This window comes from Phocaeicola intestinalis (assembly GCF_014837065.1).
Lineage (GTDB): Bacteria > Bacteroidota > Bacteroidia > Bacteroidales > Bacteroidaceae > Phocaeicola > Phocaeicola intestinalis.
In genome coordinates this window covers 19,433-39,063 of the sequence record NZ_JACSPP010000036.1, presented here as the reverse complement: position 1 = coordinate 39,063, position 19,631 = coordinate 19,433, and the positions used below count along the sequence as shown (strand labels likewise).

The 19,631-nt window shown below is 41.2% G+C and carries 13 protein-coding genes and 1 pseudogene; 1 reads left to right on the top strand and 13 read right to left on the bottom strand.

Features of this window, described 5'->3' with window-relative positions; translation table 11 throughout:
- Positions 1-71 precede the first annotated feature (71 nt).
- A pseudogene (locus H9625_RS11400) lies at positions 72-320 on the top strand (transposase domain-containing protein); the annotation flags it as partial.
- 937 nt (positions 321-1,257) lie between these two features.
- Here H9625_RS11400 and H9625_RS11395 read toward each other — a convergent pair.
- The 13 genes from H9625_RS11395 to H9625_RS11335 all read right to left on the bottom strand — a co-directional run bounded on the left by H9625_RS11395 (position 1,258) and on the right by H9625_RS11335 (position 19,604).
- Complete coding sequence (locus H9625_RS11395) at positions 1,258-1,662, bottom strand: VOC family protein (RefSeq protein WP_022039543.1); 405 nt, start codon at positions 1,660-1,662, stop codon at positions 1,258-1,260.
- A gap of 8 nt (positions 1,663-1,670) precedes the next feature.
- Positions 1,671-2,216, bottom strand: coding sequence for a nitroreductase family protein (locus H9625_RS11390; RefSeq protein ID WP_022039544.1), 546 nt, complete (start codon positions 2,214-2,216; stop codon positions 1,671-1,673).
- 14 nt (positions 2,217-2,230) lie between these two features.
- On the bottom strand, positions 2,231-5,962 hold the full coding sequence (locus H9625_RS11385; protein WP_191764405.1) for a non-ribosomal peptide synthetase: 3,732 nt from the start codon (positions 5,960-5,962) through the stop codon (positions 2,231-2,233).
- 12 nt (positions 5,963-5,974) lie between these two features.
- Entirely contained in the window at positions 5,975-8,350 is a 2,376-nt protein-coding gene (locus tag H9625_RS11380) for a TonB-dependent receptor (protein ID WP_191764403.1), read from the bottom strand.
- Positions 8,347-9,186 carry a sensor histidine kinase gene (locus H9625_RS11375; protein ID WP_022039547.1) on the bottom strand — a complete coding sequence of 280 codons (840 nt, stop codon included), beginning with the start codon at positions 9,184-9,186 and terminating at the stop codon, positions 8,347-8,349. Before H9625_RS11375 ends, H9625_RS11380 begins: the two co-directional genes overlap by 4 nt.
- A 34-nt stretch (positions 9,187-9,220) precedes the next feature.
- Complete coding sequence (locus H9625_RS11370) at positions 9,221-12,235, bottom strand: sensor histidine kinase (RefSeq protein ID WP_191764401.1); 3,015 nt, start codon at positions 12,233-12,235, stop codon at positions 9,221-9,223.
- A 5-nt stretch (positions 12,236-12,240) separates the two neighbouring features.
- Complete coding sequence (locus H9625_RS11365) at positions 12,241-13,767, bottom strand: WD40 repeat domain-containing protein (RefSeq protein ID WP_087249718.1); 1,527 nt, start codon at positions 13,765-13,767, stop codon at positions 12,241-12,243.
- A gap of 214 nt (positions 13,768-13,981) precedes the next feature.
- Complete coding sequence (locus H9625_RS11360) at positions 13,982-14,545, bottom strand: DJ-1/PfpI family protein (protein WP_087395003.1); 564 nt, start codon at positions 14,543-14,545, stop codon at positions 13,982-13,984.
- Positions 14,532-14,945 (bottom strand): ATP-binding protein, encoded by a 414-nt coding sequence (locus H9625_RS11355; protein WP_013617821.1) that lies wholly within the window; start codon positions 14,943-14,945, stop codon positions 14,532-14,534. The genes H9625_RS11360 and H9625_RS11355 overlap by 14 nt, the downstream gene beginning before the upstream one ends.
- 12 nt (positions 14,946-14,957) lie before the next feature.
- The gene (locus H9625_RS11350; RefSeq protein WP_013617822.1) at positions 14,958-15,269 is read right to left on the bottom strand and encodes an STAS domain-containing protein; all 312 of its coding nucleotides are present in this window, start codon (positions 15,267-15,269) and stop codon (positions 14,958-14,960) included.
- 43 nt (positions 15,270-15,312) lie between these two features.
- A complete protein-coding gene (gene glgX / locus H9625_RS11345) occupies positions 15,313-17,430 on the bottom strand; it encodes a glycogen debranching protein GlgX (protein ID WP_191764399.1) in 2,118 nt (705 codons plus the stop codon).
- 2 nt (positions 17,431-17,432) lie between these two features.
- The gene (locus H9625_RS11340) at positions 17,433-17,741 is read right to left on the bottom strand and encodes an STAS domain-containing protein (RefSeq protein WP_022039552.1); all 309 of its coding nucleotides are present in this window, start codon (positions 17,739-17,741) and stop codon (positions 17,433-17,435) included.
- A 6-nt stretch (positions 17,742-17,747) separates the two neighbouring features.
- On the bottom strand, positions 17,748-19,604 hold the full coding sequence (locus tag H9625_RS11335; protein ID WP_013617825.1) for an AGE family epimerase/isomerase: 1,857 nt from the start codon (positions 19,602-19,604) through the stop codon (positions 17,748-17,750).
- Positions 19,605-19,631 lie beyond the last annotated feature (27 nt).

Below are 19,631 nucleotides of genomic sequence, written 5' to 3'. Positions count from 1 at the left end.
AAAAAATTTCTTATAGATTGATTTACAATATTTTATTCTATTATGCCAACATAAATATAATGCCAACATAAGGGCGCAAGAACTATCTCTTCTGCGGTAATCACGAGGCTGCCGTTAACATGTCTGTAATCTGTTCCCTGCTGGCCACCTGCAAGGCACACGATGTGAACCCAAGGGATTACCTGAAGGATATCATTGCCCAAATGCCGTATCATAAGAAGTCCGCTGATGAGGAACTGCTTAACCTTCTTCCGCACAAATGGAAACTGCAACATCCGGAGAGCCTGTTGACCAAACAAACTGTAGAATCCGCTAACTAACCACAACGTCAACATACAGGTTCAACAAAACTATAGCGACTGTCACTATGAATCCAATAGTAACAGTCGCTATCATTATATAGATATTTAATGACTGTAGTTTATCGAATGCTTACACAGAAGCGAAAATGCCTCAAAAACTCATTCCAAATCATCGCACGATAAATTCAAAACAGCTTCTAACAAATATTTCGGTTCCCTAAAGCATTTGAAGCCTTTTTCATCACGACTTTAACCACATTATGTTAAAGGATTTAGCAGTTAACAAAAGGAGGGACTATCAAATTAACACAAAAACATTTCCTCCAGTCCAAGTGGGAAAGCCTCAGAAGGCTCACAACTACATCTGCCACCAAATTTTCAACACCGGACTTTCAATTTAACACATGAAATAAAAATGTAATGCATGCCAATCAGGAATTAAAAGCTGTTATGTTTCACAGGAGTTACCACTTCGTTCAGGAGGTAAAGGTCAATAGTCCTGCTTCTGAAACCGATACCCAAAGCCCGGCGGACAATAACTTCTTCTAACTCCCCTTTAACTCCTGATTGGCATGATTAATTTACGCACATTGATTATCAACTGTCTGCTATCATCTGACGGACTATCAACTATCTGCGTCCGTCACCGCATGTACTTGCGCGCACCGATGCATATAGATGAAAAAGCTTTGCCAAGTACTGTGACATGCCAAAAACCATATTCCCACATAACAGCGTTACTGATTATCAACACACCCGGCTCAACAACGTAACAAACCGCTTCCTGAGCCTGACGCACAAAACCGTATGAAAATGCAGCGTTAATGTGCTAATGAATAATATGAGAGCACATTAACACATTAGCAAATTAGCAAATCGCCACATTAGCAAATTAGCAAATTGCCACATTAACACATTGCCACATTAACAAATTGCCACATTGCCATTATACCGTTCAACGTTTCTCTATCAGTTCTATATAACCAGCATCCGGATGATGAAAATAACAAATCCGAATGCCCTGCAATGCCCCTACCTGTACCGGGGCAAACAACCGTTCATAGCCTTGGGCAAGCAACTCCTCACAAGCTTTATCAAATCCCAAAGCTTCGTAAGCCAGATGATACGGCATAACACCATTGGCATGAAGCAGACTGGCTTCAAGCGAACCAGACTGCAACTGATGTACAAGCTCAACAAGAGGTGCCCCCTCCTTAGTCAGGTAACAAAGTTCAACCTGCAAGCCTTCATCGTAAAGTATCTCTCCAGCTACATACCCCAATTGGGCAAACTGAGCAGCAGAAAGACGGATATCGGCTACCACATAACCGACATGATGGAATAAGATTTCGTTCAACATACAAGTGTTCAGAATTTATCGTAATGTATTTTTGTTTTGTTCCATTTATTCTTCGGTTGAGGAATGTTGACCGGATGCCCCACCAATATCAAGTTCAAAGGTACAATATGGACAGGCACAGACAGCAAATCACGCAATTTATCCACACGGCTTTCCAGTGGATAAATTCCCGTCCATACAGCTCCCAGCCCGATAGAATGGGCTGCCAGCAACAGATTCTCGGATGCAGCCGAACAATCTTGCACCCAATAAAGTGTGTTGTCTTCCTTATCCATCTTATTGATGGATTCGTAAAGAGACACATCGCCACAAACCACAATCCCCGTACATCCCTTATTTATCATCTTTGCATAAGGCAAACAATCCTTGAGTTTTTGCATGACTGCCTCATCACGCACCACGATGAAATGCCAAGGCTGAAAATTCATCGAACTGGGTGCGGCCATGGCTGCCTGTAGCAAGATGTGCAACGCCTCATCGCTTACCGGCTCGTCTGTAAACCTCCTGACCGTAACTCGTGTCAGGATATTGGTTATTGTTTCGTTCTGTATCATATCAATCCCACTCCTTATAAATTCTTTAATATATCCCAATGGATAGCATTACGCCATTCAATAGAACTTTGAGGATAAAGCCTTTTCCATTCAACAGGATTTTCCTCAAACTGACGACGGGCAGCGACAAGTGCCTCATCATTCAGTTGCATACGCTCTGTTGTAAAACGATTTGCCAATATTATACATATATCACCTTCATAAGAGGAGAGTTTTTGCGTCTGTAAAAGCCTATTTGTTTCCTCCTGTCGCCGTGCATTTACAATTTCTGACGTTCCGGGATAATCCATTGCTATAGGCAAACCTTTATCCCGATTAACAAAACTATCAATCAACAGCAAATCAGGCCGTATGCTTTGTTTCTCAAGAAGAGAAGCCATACCGAGTGCCATTTCTCCTCCTAAACAAAAACCGGATAAAAGCTGAGGTGCCCGACCATCCAACACTTTTTGCATAATAGAGAGATATGCCTCCAACACTTGTTCCCAATCTGTTGTTGCATTACCTAATAGATATTCATGATATGATTCAAGCACCAAAACCGAATATTTATCCGACAATTTATCAGCTAATTGAATGTAATCAGGGGCGAAATAAGTATCTCCACATACAATAACGGCTATAGGCTTATCGTTGTCTTCGTGATGCCAAAAACAGATAGAAGCATCCTTATGTTTGGCAATTTCACGTATTGTGCGATAACGGTAAAAAGCCGAAGCCGACAATTCCAGACCTAACGAAGAAGCACCAGAAACAATCATCATTACTTGAATGGAAGTAAGTCCTAAATCAAACAAATCTGTAGTAACACTTATTTGTTTCATCCGAAGAACTTCACTGGCAATCGACTCAAGAAGACGTTCTTCAACCGATGTAGCCTTTACAACGTCCACCTCTACAAATTCCTCATTCAAAGAAGGAGCAGGCAAAGATTTCAAATCAATTTTTCCATTAACAGTCATAGGAAAACCTGTAACAAACACCCACTTTGTTGGTATCATATAAGAAGGCAGATAATCCAACAAATACGCCTTCAATTCTAATTCGGATAAATTTGCACTCTCTTCTTTTGGTAAAATATATGCAACCAAAACTTTATCATTTGATATAGTCTGTACTTGTACCACACATTGAAGGATCATAGGATGTTGATTCAAAATACTTTCTATCTCACCTGATTCAATGCGAAAGCCATGAATTTTTACTTGAAAATCAGTTCTCCCATGGAATAATAAATGACCATTAGGAAGCCGTGAAACGATGTCTCCTGAACGATACAGGAAAAGATTTCTTTTCAAACGATAATCTTTTTCTGTAGCAAAAGGATTGGGAATAAATTTAACAGAATTCTGCTCAGGCCGATTTATATAACCAGAAGCAACTTGCGGACCGCCTATATAAAGTTCTCCACAAACGAAATCCGGCACCATATTTTGATTTTCATCCAACACATAACAAGTTACGGCAGGTAAAGGCAAACCAATGTCATTAGAAGGAGTTTCCAAATCAAACTGACATGCAGATGCGCATACAGTAGTTTCAGTTGGCCCATAACCATTAAAAACAGAGCATTGAGTCTGCCAATAATCGATTTCCTTTCTCGAAGCAGTTTCACCCGCCACCCATATTTTCTTCAAAGATGGAATTGCAATATGAGGAAAATTCGGCAAAATAGCAGGAGGAAATAGAGCAATGGTAACTTGCTGTTCTATCAATAAATCTTGAAGTTTATTCATGTCAAGCCTTTGTTCCTCTGTTGCAATAACCAATGTTGAGCCATGTAAAAGTGTGAAAAAAATCTCCCATACAGAAGCATCAAAACAAAGACTAGCAAACTGTAAAACACATTGATCTGCATCTGAAACAAAAACGCCTGATTGAACCAACTCCAATACTTGTTCATGACGAATTGGAACCCCTTTAGGGTGTCCTGTAGTTCCCGAAGTCGAAATTATATAAGCCAATGAAGATGGATGTATTCTAGGACAATTATTCTCTGCTTTTTCTGTATTATAAATATCTATATAAAAAAGATCCTTAGGCAATTTTTCCCCAATCGCACATTTATCATCGGTTAAAACACAATGTATTCCATAATCTTGTACCAAGAAAGCGATTCTTTCCAATGGATAAGAACTATCTAAAATAACATAAGCACCTCCCGCTTTTAAAATACTTAGCATCCAGATTATAGCCAGACATTTATTATTTGTATAAATACCTATCGGTTCGCCCAAGGGCAATTCATAATGGAAATGAGATTGGTACACCAAACGTAAACAATTAGCGTTTCGATTTACTTGAATAGATAACGTCAGATAGGTCATTTTACTTCCATCATAGACAATAGCTATCTTATTAGGATTTAATGCTGCTAGCCGCTCAAATCTGTCATTAATAGACTCTTTAACGGAAGGCAAAGAATCTAATTTATTTTCATACGATTGCATTATTTGCTTCTGTTTTTCTTCAGGCATCATTGAAATAGAAGATAAAGGTCTTTCGATATCCGAAACAAACACTTCTAAAACAGTACGCAATGACTCTATTAGCATTTGAATTTGTTCAATGGAAAAGATAGGATGATAATTAATCCGAGAGAAGCCAGTTTTTGTTGGTTCAACATCCAAAAAAAGATCTAAAGAAGAACTATGATCCAGACGACGAAAAAAACGACAATCAACATTAGATAAAGAAAGATTAAAGGAATTACTCCAACCTGCAAAATTAATGCCAACATTTACTCGACCTAAATCATTTAACGGATTTTCCCTTTTTAAAAAAGATAGTAATTCAGGCCACGTATAATGTCGCAACGTCCTCAAAGTTTTCCACTGCTGTGCCAATACAGAAAATACATCTTTCACCATAACCAAATTAGAAAAATCAACAGACAGAGGAATATTATTCACAAAAAAACCAACAAGATTTTTTGATTTTGTAGTACGCATATTAATGGAATTTTCAACAAAAATCCCTTTACGACCTGTAAATCTACTCAAAACAATCATCCAAGCTGCCAAGATGACAATAAAAGCAGTTACACCATTTTGACGAGCTATATGATTAATTCGAGACATTAATGATTCCCCTAATTCAAACATCTCAAAATTGACTGTATAAGATGTTGAATTATTTACATCTGGGAAAAATAACTCTAATGGTTCATTACTCAATGTCTTTCGCCAATTATTTAAATCTATAAGACTTAAAGCACGTTGTCCATTTTCCATTCGATGAATCGAATCTTCCCATGAAGGTATTTCCAAATTCGGATAATTTCCATCTGCATCCAATTGATTATAAACAGACTCCAACATTGAAAAAAAATCTAAACCTGTCACTCCATCAATACAGATATGATGAAAAACAATCAAAAGAATAAAAGAATCATCCGAAAGATGATACAAACGCGCACGAATTGGCCATTCATGAGACAAATCAAACGGTCGTTTTGTAAAACGTTCCATATCTTGCTGACACTCGTCAAAGGAACAAGAAATCACCTCAAATACAGATTGATTTTCATCTGTTTCTTCAAAATAAAAACCAGACTTTGCATCACCCAATAAAACACTATGCATAAGTTCTACTGTATGAACTACATAATTAAAAGCTTTAGCAAATAAATCAATCCTCAAATTTGCCGATAAACGAGCACTCCAACCTAAATTATAATAATCTTCAGGAAATAAATTTGCATATCTCCATAAATTATCTTGATAACGATTCAACTGCAATTTCATAAACACCTCCACTTATTTTTTTTTCTTTAAAATATATCGTACCGTTCCTAATATACTAAATCCTTGTTGAATGTAAGGAACCAAAGTGCTTCCTCCTTGATAATATGTTTTGTCAAACAGATTATAAGTAGTTAATTCTAATTCAACATTATGAAAATAATAACGTGCGCCCAAATTCATTGTAAAAACAATAGGTAATTGATAATTCATATCTACAACAGTATTACCTCCTATTTGAATATTATCAATAGGAGATAACTGTTTACCGATTAATCTTCCATTAGCATAAAGCCAAAACTTATGATCGGTTTTATGAACTAAATTTCCACTTAACGTTGCATTCATAAACCAATTTGGAACATTATAAATTTGATGCCCTGATAAATTATAATTTTCCCCACTCAACGCTGATTGATAGGTCATATTAAAATTAGCTCTAAAACGAGGACGCTGATATTCTAATACATTCTCAATACCAAAAACTTTCAATTTACCTCCATTTATATAATGAGGTTCATCACTTTTTGCCGCATTATCTCGATAAATTAAGCCTTCTAAATTATTATAAAAAAGTACCCCATTATAACTTAATCCAGGAATTGGCTGATAATTAAAACTTACCTGAATTGCTTCCATATATTCAGGTTCCATATCTTCAGGACCTTGATATGAAGGAGATTGATTATATCTATAGAAATAAGGAGCATCCACAAACGAACGTCCATAATTCAATTTCAAATTAATTTTCTTATTCGGTAAATAAATAAAAGAGACGCGAGGAGATATAGAACTTTTCATTTTCTTATTTACTCTACGCTTAATATCATAACGAACACCTGAATTCAAAATCAACTTTTCATTAAAATAATGTTTTAACTGTATAAAAGGAGAATAAGTAGATTCTCCCCCTAAACGAAACGCATCCGTTGGCCAATACGTCGTAATATTAGTATAATCTGAACCTAATAAGCCCTCCGTTCCATATAAACGCATATATTCCATTTGTAAACCAGCTAAAATATTACCTTTCCCTAAATGCCCTATCTGCGGATAACTATAATTAAGTGTGGCAGTGCCACCTATAGAGAACTCTGACCATTTCATAATTTGCAAAGCTGAATAATATACAGAACCATCTGTTGCATTACCTTCAACTTCATCTCCAATAATAGAATAAAGATTGCTTTTATTTAAATCAAAATAAGCCTCAATATTAAATGAACAATTATTAAATTTGTCTGAATATAAAAGCCCTGCATGAGTAAAAGACATACCATGTCCTGGTCCCTCTCCATCTATTACACGATATTTATTATAATCATAAAGTGAGCCCATTGAAGTATACACATCAGCATAAACAGGAACTTTTTTCCCATAACGCTGATTAAAACTCAATGAAAGTTTCCACCATTTAAAATTAAAGCCAAAATCATAAGATGGCAAACGATTATAAGCCTCCGTCCACGCATATCCGTCATGTGGATTAGGCCCCACGGATTTCTCTGCTGCCACAAAACGTTTTTGTCCATCTGAAGCATAAATAGTTCCCCATGCCATAAAATCCATATTTATAAAACGTGTTCCAAACAATATACTTCCCTTTTTCTGTTTAAAATTACCGAATCCTACAGAAGCCTCAACTCCATTTATTTCCGATCCATCTTTTGTAATCAAATTCACAACAGCCATAAGTGCCACATTTCCATAAAGAGAAGAAGCAGGTCCTCTTAAGACCTCTATTTGTTTCACTTTTTCCAAACTTATACTATAATCAGGAGCAGCTTTATTCGTTACACGCGCATTCATACGTTGCCCATTCAACATAATCAATATTTTTTCCTGACCTCCAGAATATACGCCATGCATTGCTACATTTACTTCATTGGAACTTTCAACAGAAGTTATACCTGGGACATACGCTAAAAGTACATCCTTTAACGTACGTGCACCTATCGCTTTAATCATCTCTTCCGTTATCAATGTAACCGGTACCGGAGCTTCTTCTATGGATTCCGCTTGCTGAGATGCTGTAGTAATAGTTGTCTCTTCACCTCGTTTCAGACGTTCTATCATATCTGCAAAGCGCAAGGGGTCATGAATGGATGTGCTATAATACGGGTCTTCTTTCAAAAGGAGAGAAGCATACTTTTCAGCATCCTGTACATGGTCTTTTCCTAAATAGCACAACGAAAGCAAGCGGTAGGCACTGGTCTTCAATGCCCCGTCAAACCCTGCGATATTCTCATTCAACAAACGAATGGAAGCATCAAAATGTCCTATGGTATATTCTTCTTCTGCCTGCATATAAATCTGGCGCAGCTCACTATCGTCTTGCGCCCATGCCATGGATGCCGCCAGCAAAAAGAAAGTAACAATCCATTTTCTCATGCTTTAATCGGTATTATTAATGAAAATGTAGTAAACCGGCCTTCTTCTGAATCAAACTCAATGCGTCCGTGATGTTTCTCCTCAATGATACTACGGGTGATAAACATTCCCAGCCCCGTACCTTGCCCTGTAGGCTTGGTCGTAAAGAAAGTCTCGAACAGCCGTTGTTTCACTTCAGGGCTCATCCCTACCCCATTATCGGTGATTGAGATAACCAACTCTTCCGCCTGCCGTTCCACCTTGACCGAGACCGTCGGCTTATAGTCGGCATCCCCGTTCTGCGCCTTATCCCACACAGCATAACAAGCATTGTTCATCACATTCAGTACGGCACGGCTTAAATCCTGAGGCACTACAGACATCATCGGAATATCCTTTCCATAATCTTCCAAAATAGAGATATTAAAATTCTTCAGATTTGCCCGCATCGCATGATACGAAAGCCATACATATTCCTTTACCAGCTTGCATACATCCGTCGGAATAAACTCATCTTCTTTCCCACGCGAATACAATAATATATTCTGAATGATGCTGATAGCCCGGTCGCCATGTTCCTTTATCTTTTGCAGGTTCTCTTTCAGGCTTTCCATTATATCCCGGATATCCTCTACGTCATCCCCGTCAATATCTGCCGTATTGGCTTCGATATCTTCTTCCAAATCTTTTATCAAGTCTCCAGAAAGCTTGCTGAAATTGATGACAAAGTTCAACGGATTACGTATCTCGTGTACGATTCCTGCCGTAAGCAAACCCAATGTAGCCATTTTTTCCTGCTGCCTTAACTGGTCTTGCAAACTTTCTACCTGCCGCTTCAATTGTTCTATCGTTTCCATATCTTGAGATTTTTGAGTTAATCTTTTTGTTTTCTTAATTATTCTCTTCCCCTTTCTCATCCGCATCATTCTTTTTCCCATTTTCCGGATGGTGGACAGGTACAGAAATAACAAATTCGGTATATTCATTCTTAACCGATTGTATAGTTATGTCCCCGCCATGATTGAGTATGATTTCCCGGCTAAGATACATACCTACCCCCACCGCTTCTGCCGTAGTTTTCGTGGTAAAGAACGGATCAAATACCTTGTCTATAATAGAGGACTCAATGCCAACACCATTATCATAAATACTTACTTTCGCCTGGCTTGAATCGGCATCAATGAAAACCCGCAACCGTATCAAGGGTTCGAAAGCCTTACCTTGCTGACGTTTTTTCCGAAGCGCATACATGCTATTTGCCAGCATACTCATCACGACCTTGCTGAACTGTTCTGCATCCACTTCCGCTACAACCATCGCCTCCTTATCCGGTGATTCTATCCGGATATGACACTCGGCTATATCTTCAGCATAATACGCATGAAGCATCTCTATATTCTTACGGCAAATCGATGCCAGATTAATCAGCGTCGGATTCACACTCCGGTCTTTCAGCATTTCCTCCATTGCTTTCAATATACGCGTCGTGTTCAATCCATGCTCTTCAATCTTCTTCAGGTTTGTATTCAGCATATCAAGTGCGTCAACGGAATCTTCGTAAATGTCCGAAGTCATATTCTCCTGGTCATCGTCCAGGTTATCCTTGATGTCTTTTACCAGCCCGATGCTCATGTGCGAGAAATTGTTCACATAATTCATCGGGTTCAGAATACGGTCTACAAGCCCTTTAGTCAACGTACCCACCGTAGCCATCTTCTCTTGACGGATAAGCTGGTATTGAGCTTTGCTTAAATCATCGAGGGCAATCTCCAGCTTTTTGGATTTTTCTTCAATCTCGTCCTTCTGATTACGTATTTGCGAGGTCCGTTCTTCCACGATATGCTCCAGACGCATCTTCTCCGCCAAAAGCCGGCGCATACGCCACCTTATCAAAAACAGGATGAGCAATGAAAGCGCAACGATATACAATACGATGCTATACCAACGTACATAAACAGGATAACGCACGGTTAAAGGCAATGTCAATGATTCCGTTGTACGCCCGTACCGGTCGCGTGCCATAACCTGAAATATATAACGTCCCGAACGTGGATTGGCAAAACGTGCCGAAGTCTCCGTACTCCAATCCGACCATTCGTCACCGACATCCAACCGGTAACGGTATTCCGTTGCCCCCAGGACAGAGAACAAGTCCGAAGAGAAATACACCTTGATATCACGGATGCTGCTATTAAATGAAAGCTCTTTAAAAGGAAGCGTAACCCCCAGGCGGTCTCCCTCATCAAATCCGCCCCATACCACCGAATCATTATCAATCACAATGCGCCGAAGATATACATGAGACTTCTTCGCATAATCCGGTTCTTTCATCGCCATATCCCAATGAATCAGTCCGAAATTTCCTCCCAACCATACATCATCCCCATCGGTCTCCATTGTTCCTATTGTCAAATCATGTATGGGACGCAAAAGGGCATTTATCTCCTCCATCCCTTGTTTTTTAGTGTATATATGCAGGTTTTTCCCGTCATTATTCGTTCCCCAGACACGCCGGCCCGGCTCGGGATAAACAAACTGGGGATATTGGATATCCGAAGACCACAAAGAGCGGTCCGCCACTTCTACCAGCTTTTTCCCTGCCTTATCCCACTTAAACAACCCTACATGGCTCAACACAAATATGATTCCATTCTGGACGAAAAGCGTATTGTTAAAACTGTCTTTCTCCCCTTTGGCATTTTCGGGAGCCAGAATAACATACCCGGAATAGTCTCCTTCGCAACGGAACACCTGTCCATAAATATTCCTTACCCACAACGTCTTATCGTCATCTACATAAAAATAGGTAGCCTTCTCGATAATGTTCAGCTGTTTCCTTTCACCCTGCCGGACCTGATAAACACCGTCCACTTCACCCGTATAATACGTTCCATCTCCGCAAACATAGGCAGAAAGCGTATGGCTGCCCGTTATTTGCCGTGCCTGCCTGCCATATACGGCATACAAGCCGCCAGCCGTAGAAGCATAGACATTCCCTGCCGCATCTTGCTGGAGCTGCCAACAGGCATGCTGGATTGCCCGAATCGGTTCAAAAACATCACCTTCCTTATAGAACAAGCCCTGCAAAGTGCCTACGTAAAGCCCGTCGGCGGTATGGCAAATGGACTGCACTTCACCCGATAAGCCCTCGTTAGAGCGGAAATAAGTATATGCCGTATGTATATTTACTAAAAAAAGACCATTATCGGTAGCTCCCCACACATAACCAGACGAGTCTGCATAAATGCCATTCACATTGTTATTGCACAACCCGTTTTGCTCTGTCAGCGCATACACTTCATTCCCCTCTTTATCCAACATCACAAAACCGTTTCCAGCCGTAGCCAACAAGACCGAGCCATCCTCCAGCGTCAACCGCTTGTTTACCAATGCCTCTTTATAATACCGGATATCATCGGATTTGTCCTGATTAACAATGAAACCGTCCATGGAATCATCCTGAATATCCGCATCACCCAGCGAAGTCGTAACATAAATCTTCCCATCCTTCTCCCCGATATCCGTCACTTCGCCCAAAAAACCTTTATTGTTTTTAGAGAATACCATCTGCAATTCCAGTTCTCCATTCCCGCCTGAGGTCAGATATCCGAACAGATTGTATCCGCCTACCCAGATTCGTCCCCGGTTATCCTTAAATAATTTCGTAATCCGGAATACCCCCGGAGCATGAATCGTATGCCACTCCGTCTGGTCGTAATACAATACCCCTTCGAAATTGGCAACATACACCCGGCCGCTATCATCACTCACAATATCAAAATTACGGTTGTGCGCATGATAAACCGCAGGAGAATAATTGACAAAGAAAGGAATCCCGTCCTTTGCCTCTATTTGCCCTATACCGGCAAGCAGCAAAAACACCAGACACAGAAGATATCGTTTCATCGTCTTCAATCTTTAATTTTATTTACTAATTTAAGCCGTATGCGGGGAACATTACGCCCTACATAATACGACCATTCATCATCGGTAAAATCCCGCTTCAGTTTGCTTTGGATAAGAGCAGCCATCTCGTCGGGAGAAATCATGATACGCGACACTGCTCCACTCTCATCTCCTGTCCATATCGTATTATCTTCCGCCATGCAAATGCAATGCACCCATCCGGATAAAATCTTCAACGATACCGCCTCCTGCTTGCTGGCACTGATGTCCCACAAGCTTACGGTGCAATCATAACTGGAAGAGAACAAGTATTGCCCTTTAAATTCAAGTTGAGTTATACGGGAACGATGCCCCACAAGCGATTTTACCACATTCCCCGTCTCATCTATCAGATAAATATTTCCATTCTCTACTCCGACCGCTCCCATTTTCAAGTCAGACGACCAAGAAAAAGCCGTAACTTGCTCTTTAATAAAATGTTCCTGAGGAACCAGTTCCCCTTCACGCCCTATCCTCCATAAGCCGTTTTCCTTACCGAATGCCAACCATTGGTTTTCTTTACATCCCAAAGCGGCAAGAGGTTCTGATAGAGAAATGGTTTTCTTTATCCGGTCCTCCTTCTTATCATATATATAAAGGTGCATAGCCGAAGCCAAAAGCAGCTGTCCGTCGCCGAAAGGAACAATCCTCATCCACCCGTTATCTTCCGGCAAGAGAAAGGTCTCTGCCGATTTCCCGTTTATGACAAGCATCCTCCCATCGTATGACAAGGCATACACCACATTATTTTCATCCCAATAAACATCTCTGAAACTATACTCCGGATTGCTGAACAACACTTCATTCCCAGCAAATCCCTCATCATAACGCCATCGGTTCACTTCTCCATAGTTGCTCACCGAGACATAACTGTTTTTACCGTCCGAAGACTGAACTATCTTCGTGACACCTCCCTTATGGAGATTCCTGGACACAAAACTTTCACTGGTCTGTCCCAAGGCATTAAAAATAACAGGCTGATACACATTTCCTTTATACTCGGATGTATATTTCCACGAAGCATACGCAAGCAAAGCCGCCACATCTTTATTGCCAGCCCTGTATTGCACATTGGAAAGCAAAGCCAAAGCACGTCCCAATGCCACATTGCTCAACGTATCAGCCACATTCCTTGCATATTCGGCACGAAGTTGCTGTTGTACGGCAAGCTCACGCTGGTTCTCCGCCATATTTCTGGCTTCAACCGCATTGCGGGAAAAAGCTTCCGCCTTTTTCTGCTCTTCTTCGGCACGTATGCGCATCTGCTCAGCCACTCCCATCTGGAATACCGCTTCTTCGCGTTGCTTCTCGGAAATATCTTTTTGCTGATAAGCTATGTCTTCCATCTGTTTGCTGATACGTTCCACCACATACGACTTACCTTCTTTTTCCTTATACTCATCCAGCTGAGCCCGTAAAGCATCCACCCGCCGGGATAAGCCGATATTGAAATATCCCAATATCACCACCACAACGAGAAGAAAAACACTCAAGATATGCCAACCATGCTTTTTCACTTCGAATTTCAGTATATATCATTTAACAAAGAAAACGAAACTGGCTCCGATGGCTTATGAAGCCAGTTCCGCCGTCCGATGGAACTATCTCCGTCCGCCCATGCAAGTATATGCGTTTTTACCAGCAACAAGCCGGCCTTACGACATACCCACACTTGCGGACAAAAGAAACGTCCCCTTTTAATAGGTTTTATTTGCTTGCCAACGCTTTCAATATCTCGGAAGCCAGCAAATAACAATGCCCTCCGGTGCGCGCCGAAACCAAGTCTCCGTCGACCACAACATCTGCATCAACATACTCTACACCATAGTTCTTGGCATCGCCCAACAGATTATTATGCACGGTCATCTTTCTTCCTTTCACCAGTTCGGCTACAGGAGAGAACAACCACAAGCCGTGGCAAATCACTCCCTTAACGATGTCCTTGCGCGCAAATACTTTTTGCAAGAACACACATGCAGGAGGAAGCTTCGTCACATCTTCGGTATACCGAAGACGGTCTGACACCATACCTGCAGGCACGATAATAGCTGCATAATCATTAAGAGCCTCATCATCAAGCGCCTCAAAGCTCTCATTACAATAAAACGGTGCCCTGAATTCATGCCCGCTAAACGTAATGCCCTCGTTGCCCCAAAGACGGGACAGAAAATGAACCTCATACCCGGCTTCCTTGAAACGGAACTGATAATAGAAGATTTCATTTTCATAGAAATCGCTTTCTATAAGTATTCCTATCTTATTTTTCATCATCAATCTTTTTCTTGATAGTCAATATATTTTCATTACCTACATGTTCATACGACACGTTATCCATCATCTGAACCGTAAGGAAGATTCCAAGTCCCCCTATCTGGCGTTCTTCCAGCGGAAGAGAAACATCCGGCATATCCCTTTCCAACGGATTGAACGGCACACCTCCATCAATAAACTTCAGCGTGATACATCCGTCGGCCTTCTCTATCTGAATCTTCAGATAACCTTCCACGCCTTCAGGGTAAGCATAACTTACCACATTGACCACCAGTTCCTCGCAAACCAGATGAATGGCATACAATTCCTTGGTGCATGATGCCACCTCCCCGGTCTGGAGGATGGCATCAATGATTTCTTCCGTTCTGCCTGCAATAGGCTTGAAAACCAATTCTTTCATAGCATTGCCTGCTTACTTGCTTACGAAAGAAATGTAGTTCTGCAGACCTGTCATTTCAAACACGCTACGGATATCAGCAGCGCAATTCACAAACTCAATTACAGGGTTTCCGCCCAATTTCTGCTTGGCAAAAATAATGGTACGTATACCGCTACTGGCAATATAAGCCAGCTTGGTGGCATCAAAGACAACTTTTTCTATGCCCTTGCCTTTGTATCCGTTCAATTCTTCCATAAGGGCAGGAGCATTGCCTGTAGTAAGCTGGTCACCTAAAACGATAGTCAAGGTATTACCTTCCTGATTGATTACAAATTGATTATCCATATCTTTTTAATTTATAATTTTACAATTTACTATTTACAGTTTTCTATTTCCCAACCAAAATCATGATAGAACGCGGTCCTACCAGGATTTCCTGCTGGTTTTCAATCATACACTCTTCTCCCGGTTCGCAAATATCGTCCGGAGCAGCCATTTCCGTATTGGCAAATACATGCCATGCCATGCCTTCGGGCAATTGCGGGAGTTCGAACCCATGCATGTCCCAATGCATATTCATGGCTACATAAATAAAATCATCAGGCACCCCGTCTGTCTCCGCATACCGCCCGTTCAGCATAAAGGCTGCGGTCAGATTGTTATATCCGGTATCAGGACGCCATGCTTTTACACTGTGCCATGAGAAATCGGGATATCCCAGATTACGGTAATCACAATGCCCGAAATGATATTCGAAACGCAATGCTTTATGAGCCTGACGGAAGCGGATAATCTTACGGAAGTAATTATAAATGTCCTCATTCTTCTGCAGATTCGTCCAGTCGATCCATCCGATTTCATTATCCTGACAATAAGCATTGTTATTTCCATATTGGGTATTCCCCATTTCGTCACCCGATAATATCATCGGAATACCCTGGCTTACCATCAACAAGGATATTGCATTCTTTATCTGTTTATGACGCAGGTAATTGATTCCCGCATCTTCACATTCGCCTTCCCAGCCGCAATTCCAGCTATTGTTATTGTCTTCTCCATCCCGGTTGTCCTCGCCATTCGCTTCATTGTGCTTGCCATTATACGATACAAGGTCCATCAATGTAAATCCGTCATGTGCTGTAATAAAGTTCACACTTGCCTTAATGCCCCGGTTTTGAGAGGCATACAAGTCGGCTGAACCTGCGATACGTTCTTTCACATCGCCCAATACATGTTCGTCACCTTTCAGGAACCTGCGGATGCTATCCCGGTATTTCCCGTTCCATTCCGCCCAGCGCCCCCATGAAGGAAATGCACCTACCTGATACAAGCCTCCGGCATCCCATGCCTCAGCTATCAATTTGGTTTTACCCAAAATAGGGTCATGAGCCAATGACTCCAGCAAAGGCGGATTAGGCATCGGACATCCATTCTGGTCACGTCCCAAGATAGCCGCCAAATCGAAACGGAATCCATCCACGTGATAATCGGTTACCCAATAACGCAAGCTTTCTACAATCATATCCCGCACATTGGGGTTATTGCAATTCAACGTATTTCCGCAACCACTGAAATTGAAATAATATCCATCCGGTGTCAGCATATAATAAGTCTTATTGTCAATACCCCGATACGAGATATAAGGCCCATTCTCATTCCCTTCTGCCGTATGGTTGAAAACCACATCCAGGATAACTTCAATGCCATTGGCATGAAGTTGCTTGATAAGATTTTTCAATTCATCTACCTGCATACCGAAACGCCCGGTAGATGCGTATGCGGCTTTAGGGGCAAAGAAGCCTACATTGCTATATCCCCATACGTTGTAAAGCATATGCCCGTCAACCGGAGAAGGTTTGCTGTTCTCAAATTCGTCAAACTCATGAATCGGCATCAATTCCACGCAATTCACGCCCAACTCCTTCAAATAAGGAATCTTTTCGGCTATGCCGGCAAAGGTCCCGGGATGTTTCACATTCGCATTTGCGCCACAAGTGAAATTACGGACGTGCATTTCGTAAATGACCAATTCATTCACCGGCGTTTCCAAGGGAAGGTCGTCTTCCCAATCAAAGTCATCACAAACCACACGGGCACGGTATTGGTATACATTGTCCCAATCGGGCTGGGCACCCCATACGTCACGTCCTGCAATCAGCTTGGCATACGGGTCCATCAAGATTTTCGTCTTATCAAAACGATGCCCTTCTTCCGGATTCCATGGACCATCCATCCGATAGCCGTATTCAATGTTCTCGAAATCCAAATCAAAAACCATCATCGAGAATACATTTCCCATCTTGAATTCCTTCAGGAAAGGTATTTCGACAAACGGTTCCGGTTCATGATTATGGAAAAGAACCAACGTACAAGCCGTAGCGTAACGGGAATAGACCGAAAAATTGACGGCATTTCCCATTACCGTAGCTCCAAAAGGATAAGGACGCCCTGTACGCAATTTCAATCCTTTATATTCATGCGTCGGAAATAAATCTACTCGCTGCATACTTACCCTATTTGAGTTTGACACTCTTCTACTGTATCGAAGTATTTAAAGAAATGTTCGAAGCCTGTAATAGCCATTACTTCCCTCACCTCTTTAGATACACCTACCAAGTACACATTCAAGCCATTGGATGCAGCTACTTTATAAGCATAAAGCATGACACGCAATCCGGCACTCGATACATACTTACATTCAGACAAGTCCAAAATCACACTTTTGTTTTCATCCAAAATAGACAATATGACTTGCTGTTCTTCTTTGCTGGATGAAGCGTCCAACACAGAACCTACTTTATGAACTTCCGCACTCATCTTTTTTCAATCTTTAGGAACAATAACGACTTTGACTTTCGGACGATATTCTACGGCAGGCAGCTGTATGGTCAACTTATCTGCATCGAAATTCTTCCATTCCCGTCCGTCAATCCATACTTCCTGCAATTTCACGCTTCCTACAGGTAAGATATCGGGTTGTACACGCAATACATTATCCTTGAAACCATTTACCATAGGTTTGAAATATAAGGTCAACGGTTTCTTGGTATTCAGCAAATTGGTATAAGTAGCTGCCAGATAAGCTAATTCTACTGAATGGTAAGCACTCATCGAGTGGCTTCCCTTCTTACGTTCCGTACCCAGCAGGTAAGGCAAGCCATTAGCCAATACATTGAAATAAACGGCTCCGTCTTCATGGTCAAGGAAATAAGTATTATAGAAGGCAGCTGATTCACGTGCATATTTCAAATATTCCTCTTTGCCATAGATACCATACAGAATCTCGTATGCCAAAATCGCCTGCTCCTGTTGCCACCATGCCTTACGGTCGTGCCATGCGAAACGATAATATTCTTGATTGCCATGCAAACGGCGTTCCATCACATCATACCAACCGCCACGCTGTACGTCCAAACCTACTTGAGGCATGACCTCTGCAATATGCTGGGCAAATTCTTCATACGATTTCTTCGGGCAGATGCTATTGATACGCATCAAGTTCCATGCAATCTTCAGATTATGCCCCACTACCGCACGGTCTTGTTGCCATCCCCATGTCAGGTCATGACTCCAATCGTCCATAAAGCGCTCATTTACAAACGGGCTATTCTCATAATCCGGGAAATGTGTAGTGATAGTATCGGCTGTATATTCCAAGAAATCCTTGTATTTCTTTTCCTCAGTAGCCAGATACAAGTTAATCAAATAAGCAGGAGCATGATCACCTACAGAGTTCCAGTTCTTACGCATCCGGTTCGGGCCAAGGCTTGAACTGTCCGGACTCAACAATACCGGGTCTATATGCGAATAATATCCTTCTCCTTTCTTATCCTTGAAGAAACGTTCGAAAAGGTCGATAGTCAATTCAGCATCGCGCAAAATAGAAGGGTCACCGTTCACACGGTAAGTCTGAATCGGACCAGCCAATGCATAAATCTGCTCATACATCGGGATGGCATCGTAATCATCGCCAAACTCAGAAGTAAAGATTTTCTTTTCTTTGTCCCCATCAATGTCAATGCCATGATACCAATAAACCACATTCTCATCTACATCGTAGAAACGCATGTGTTTTTTCAGGTATTCCACACCTTTTTCAGCGGTTTCCAAGAAAATGTCTTCACCTGTCAGCATAAAAGCGGAAGCCATACCGTAAATCATACGTGAAATCGTATCGGTTTCCTGGCGGAAAGAGTTCACTTCCCGTTTGCCGCCCAGGCTTACCGCCGTACGGTATTTTTCATAATCGATTTCACCATCACCGAACTGCGCACGGACAAAAAAGTTACAGATACTCTTTGCCTGATTAGCCCACCAGTTGGATTCTTCAAAACGGAACTTACCTAATTCTCTTTCCGGAAAATCTATCTGTTTTGCTTCAAATGTATACTGCCCGTCATGTTGGGGATAGAAAATACCAAAGACAAAAGCCATACGGCCATTTTGAGACAAAAGCTGATAAAGATTACCAGTAGCATCCTGGTAAGGTTCGTCCAAATTACGCATCAAACGCGCAAATGTAGTATCTGTTAACAATACAGGGAAAGAACGTTTATCTGTTGTTGTCAACGTAAAACATTTCTCACTTTCATTAAAATCGCTTACATATCCGGCAATCAGATCTGTAAATTCAAACTGCATCTTATCGGCAGGTTTGAATACTTTAAAATTGTCTTTCATAAAAAAAGGTCTTTTATTGTACTACAT

Bases quoted from the DNA above. Each gene is read 5' to 3' on its own strand.
- H9625_RS11395 (WP_022039543.1), bottom strand. From the start codon at position 1,662: ATGTTGAACGAAATCTTATTCCATCATGTCGGTTATGTGGTAGCCGAT.
- H9625_RS11390 (WP_022039544.1), bottom strand. From the start codon at position 2,216: ATGATACAGAACGAAACAATAACCAATATCCTGACACGAGTTACGGTC.
- H9625_RS11385 (WP_191764405.1), bottom strand. From the start codon at position 5,962: ATGAAATTGCAGTTGAATCGTTATCAAGATAATTTATGGAGATATGCA.
- H9625_RS11380 (WP_191764403.1), bottom strand. From the start codon at position 8,350: ATGAGAAAATGGATTGTTACTTTCTTTTTGCTGGCGGCATCCATGGCA.
- H9625_RS11375 (WP_022039547.1), bottom strand. From the start codon at position 9,186: ATGGAAACGATAGAACAATTGAAGCGGCAGGTAGAAAGTTTGCAAGAC.
- H9625_RS11370 (WP_191764401.1), bottom strand. From the start codon at position 12,235: ATGAAACGATATCTTCTGTGTCTGGTGTTTTTGCTGCTTGCCGGTATA.
- H9625_RS11360 (WP_087395003.1), bottom strand. From the start codon at position 14,545: ATGATGAAAAATAAGATAGGAATACTTATAGAAAGCGATTTCTATGAA.
- H9625_RS11355 (WP_013617821.1), bottom strand. From the start codon at position 14,945: ATGAAAGAATTGGTTTTCAAGCCTATTGCAGGCAGAACGGAAGAAATC.
- H9625_RS11350 (WP_013617822.1), bottom strand. From the start codon at position 15,269: ATGGATAATCAATTTGTAATCAATCAGGAAGGTAATACCTTGACTATC.
- glgX (WP_191764399.1), bottom strand. From the start codon at position 17,430: ATGCAGCGAGTAGATTTATTTCCGACGCATGAATATAAAGGATTGAAA.
- H9625_RS11340 (WP_022039552.1), bottom strand. From the start codon at position 17,741: ATGAGTGCGGAAGTTCATAAAGTAGGTTCTGTGTTGGACGCTTCATCC.
- H9625_RS11335 (WP_013617825.1), bottom strand. From the start codon at position 19,604: ATGAAAGACAATTTTAAAGTATTCAAACCTGCCGATAAGATGCAGTTT.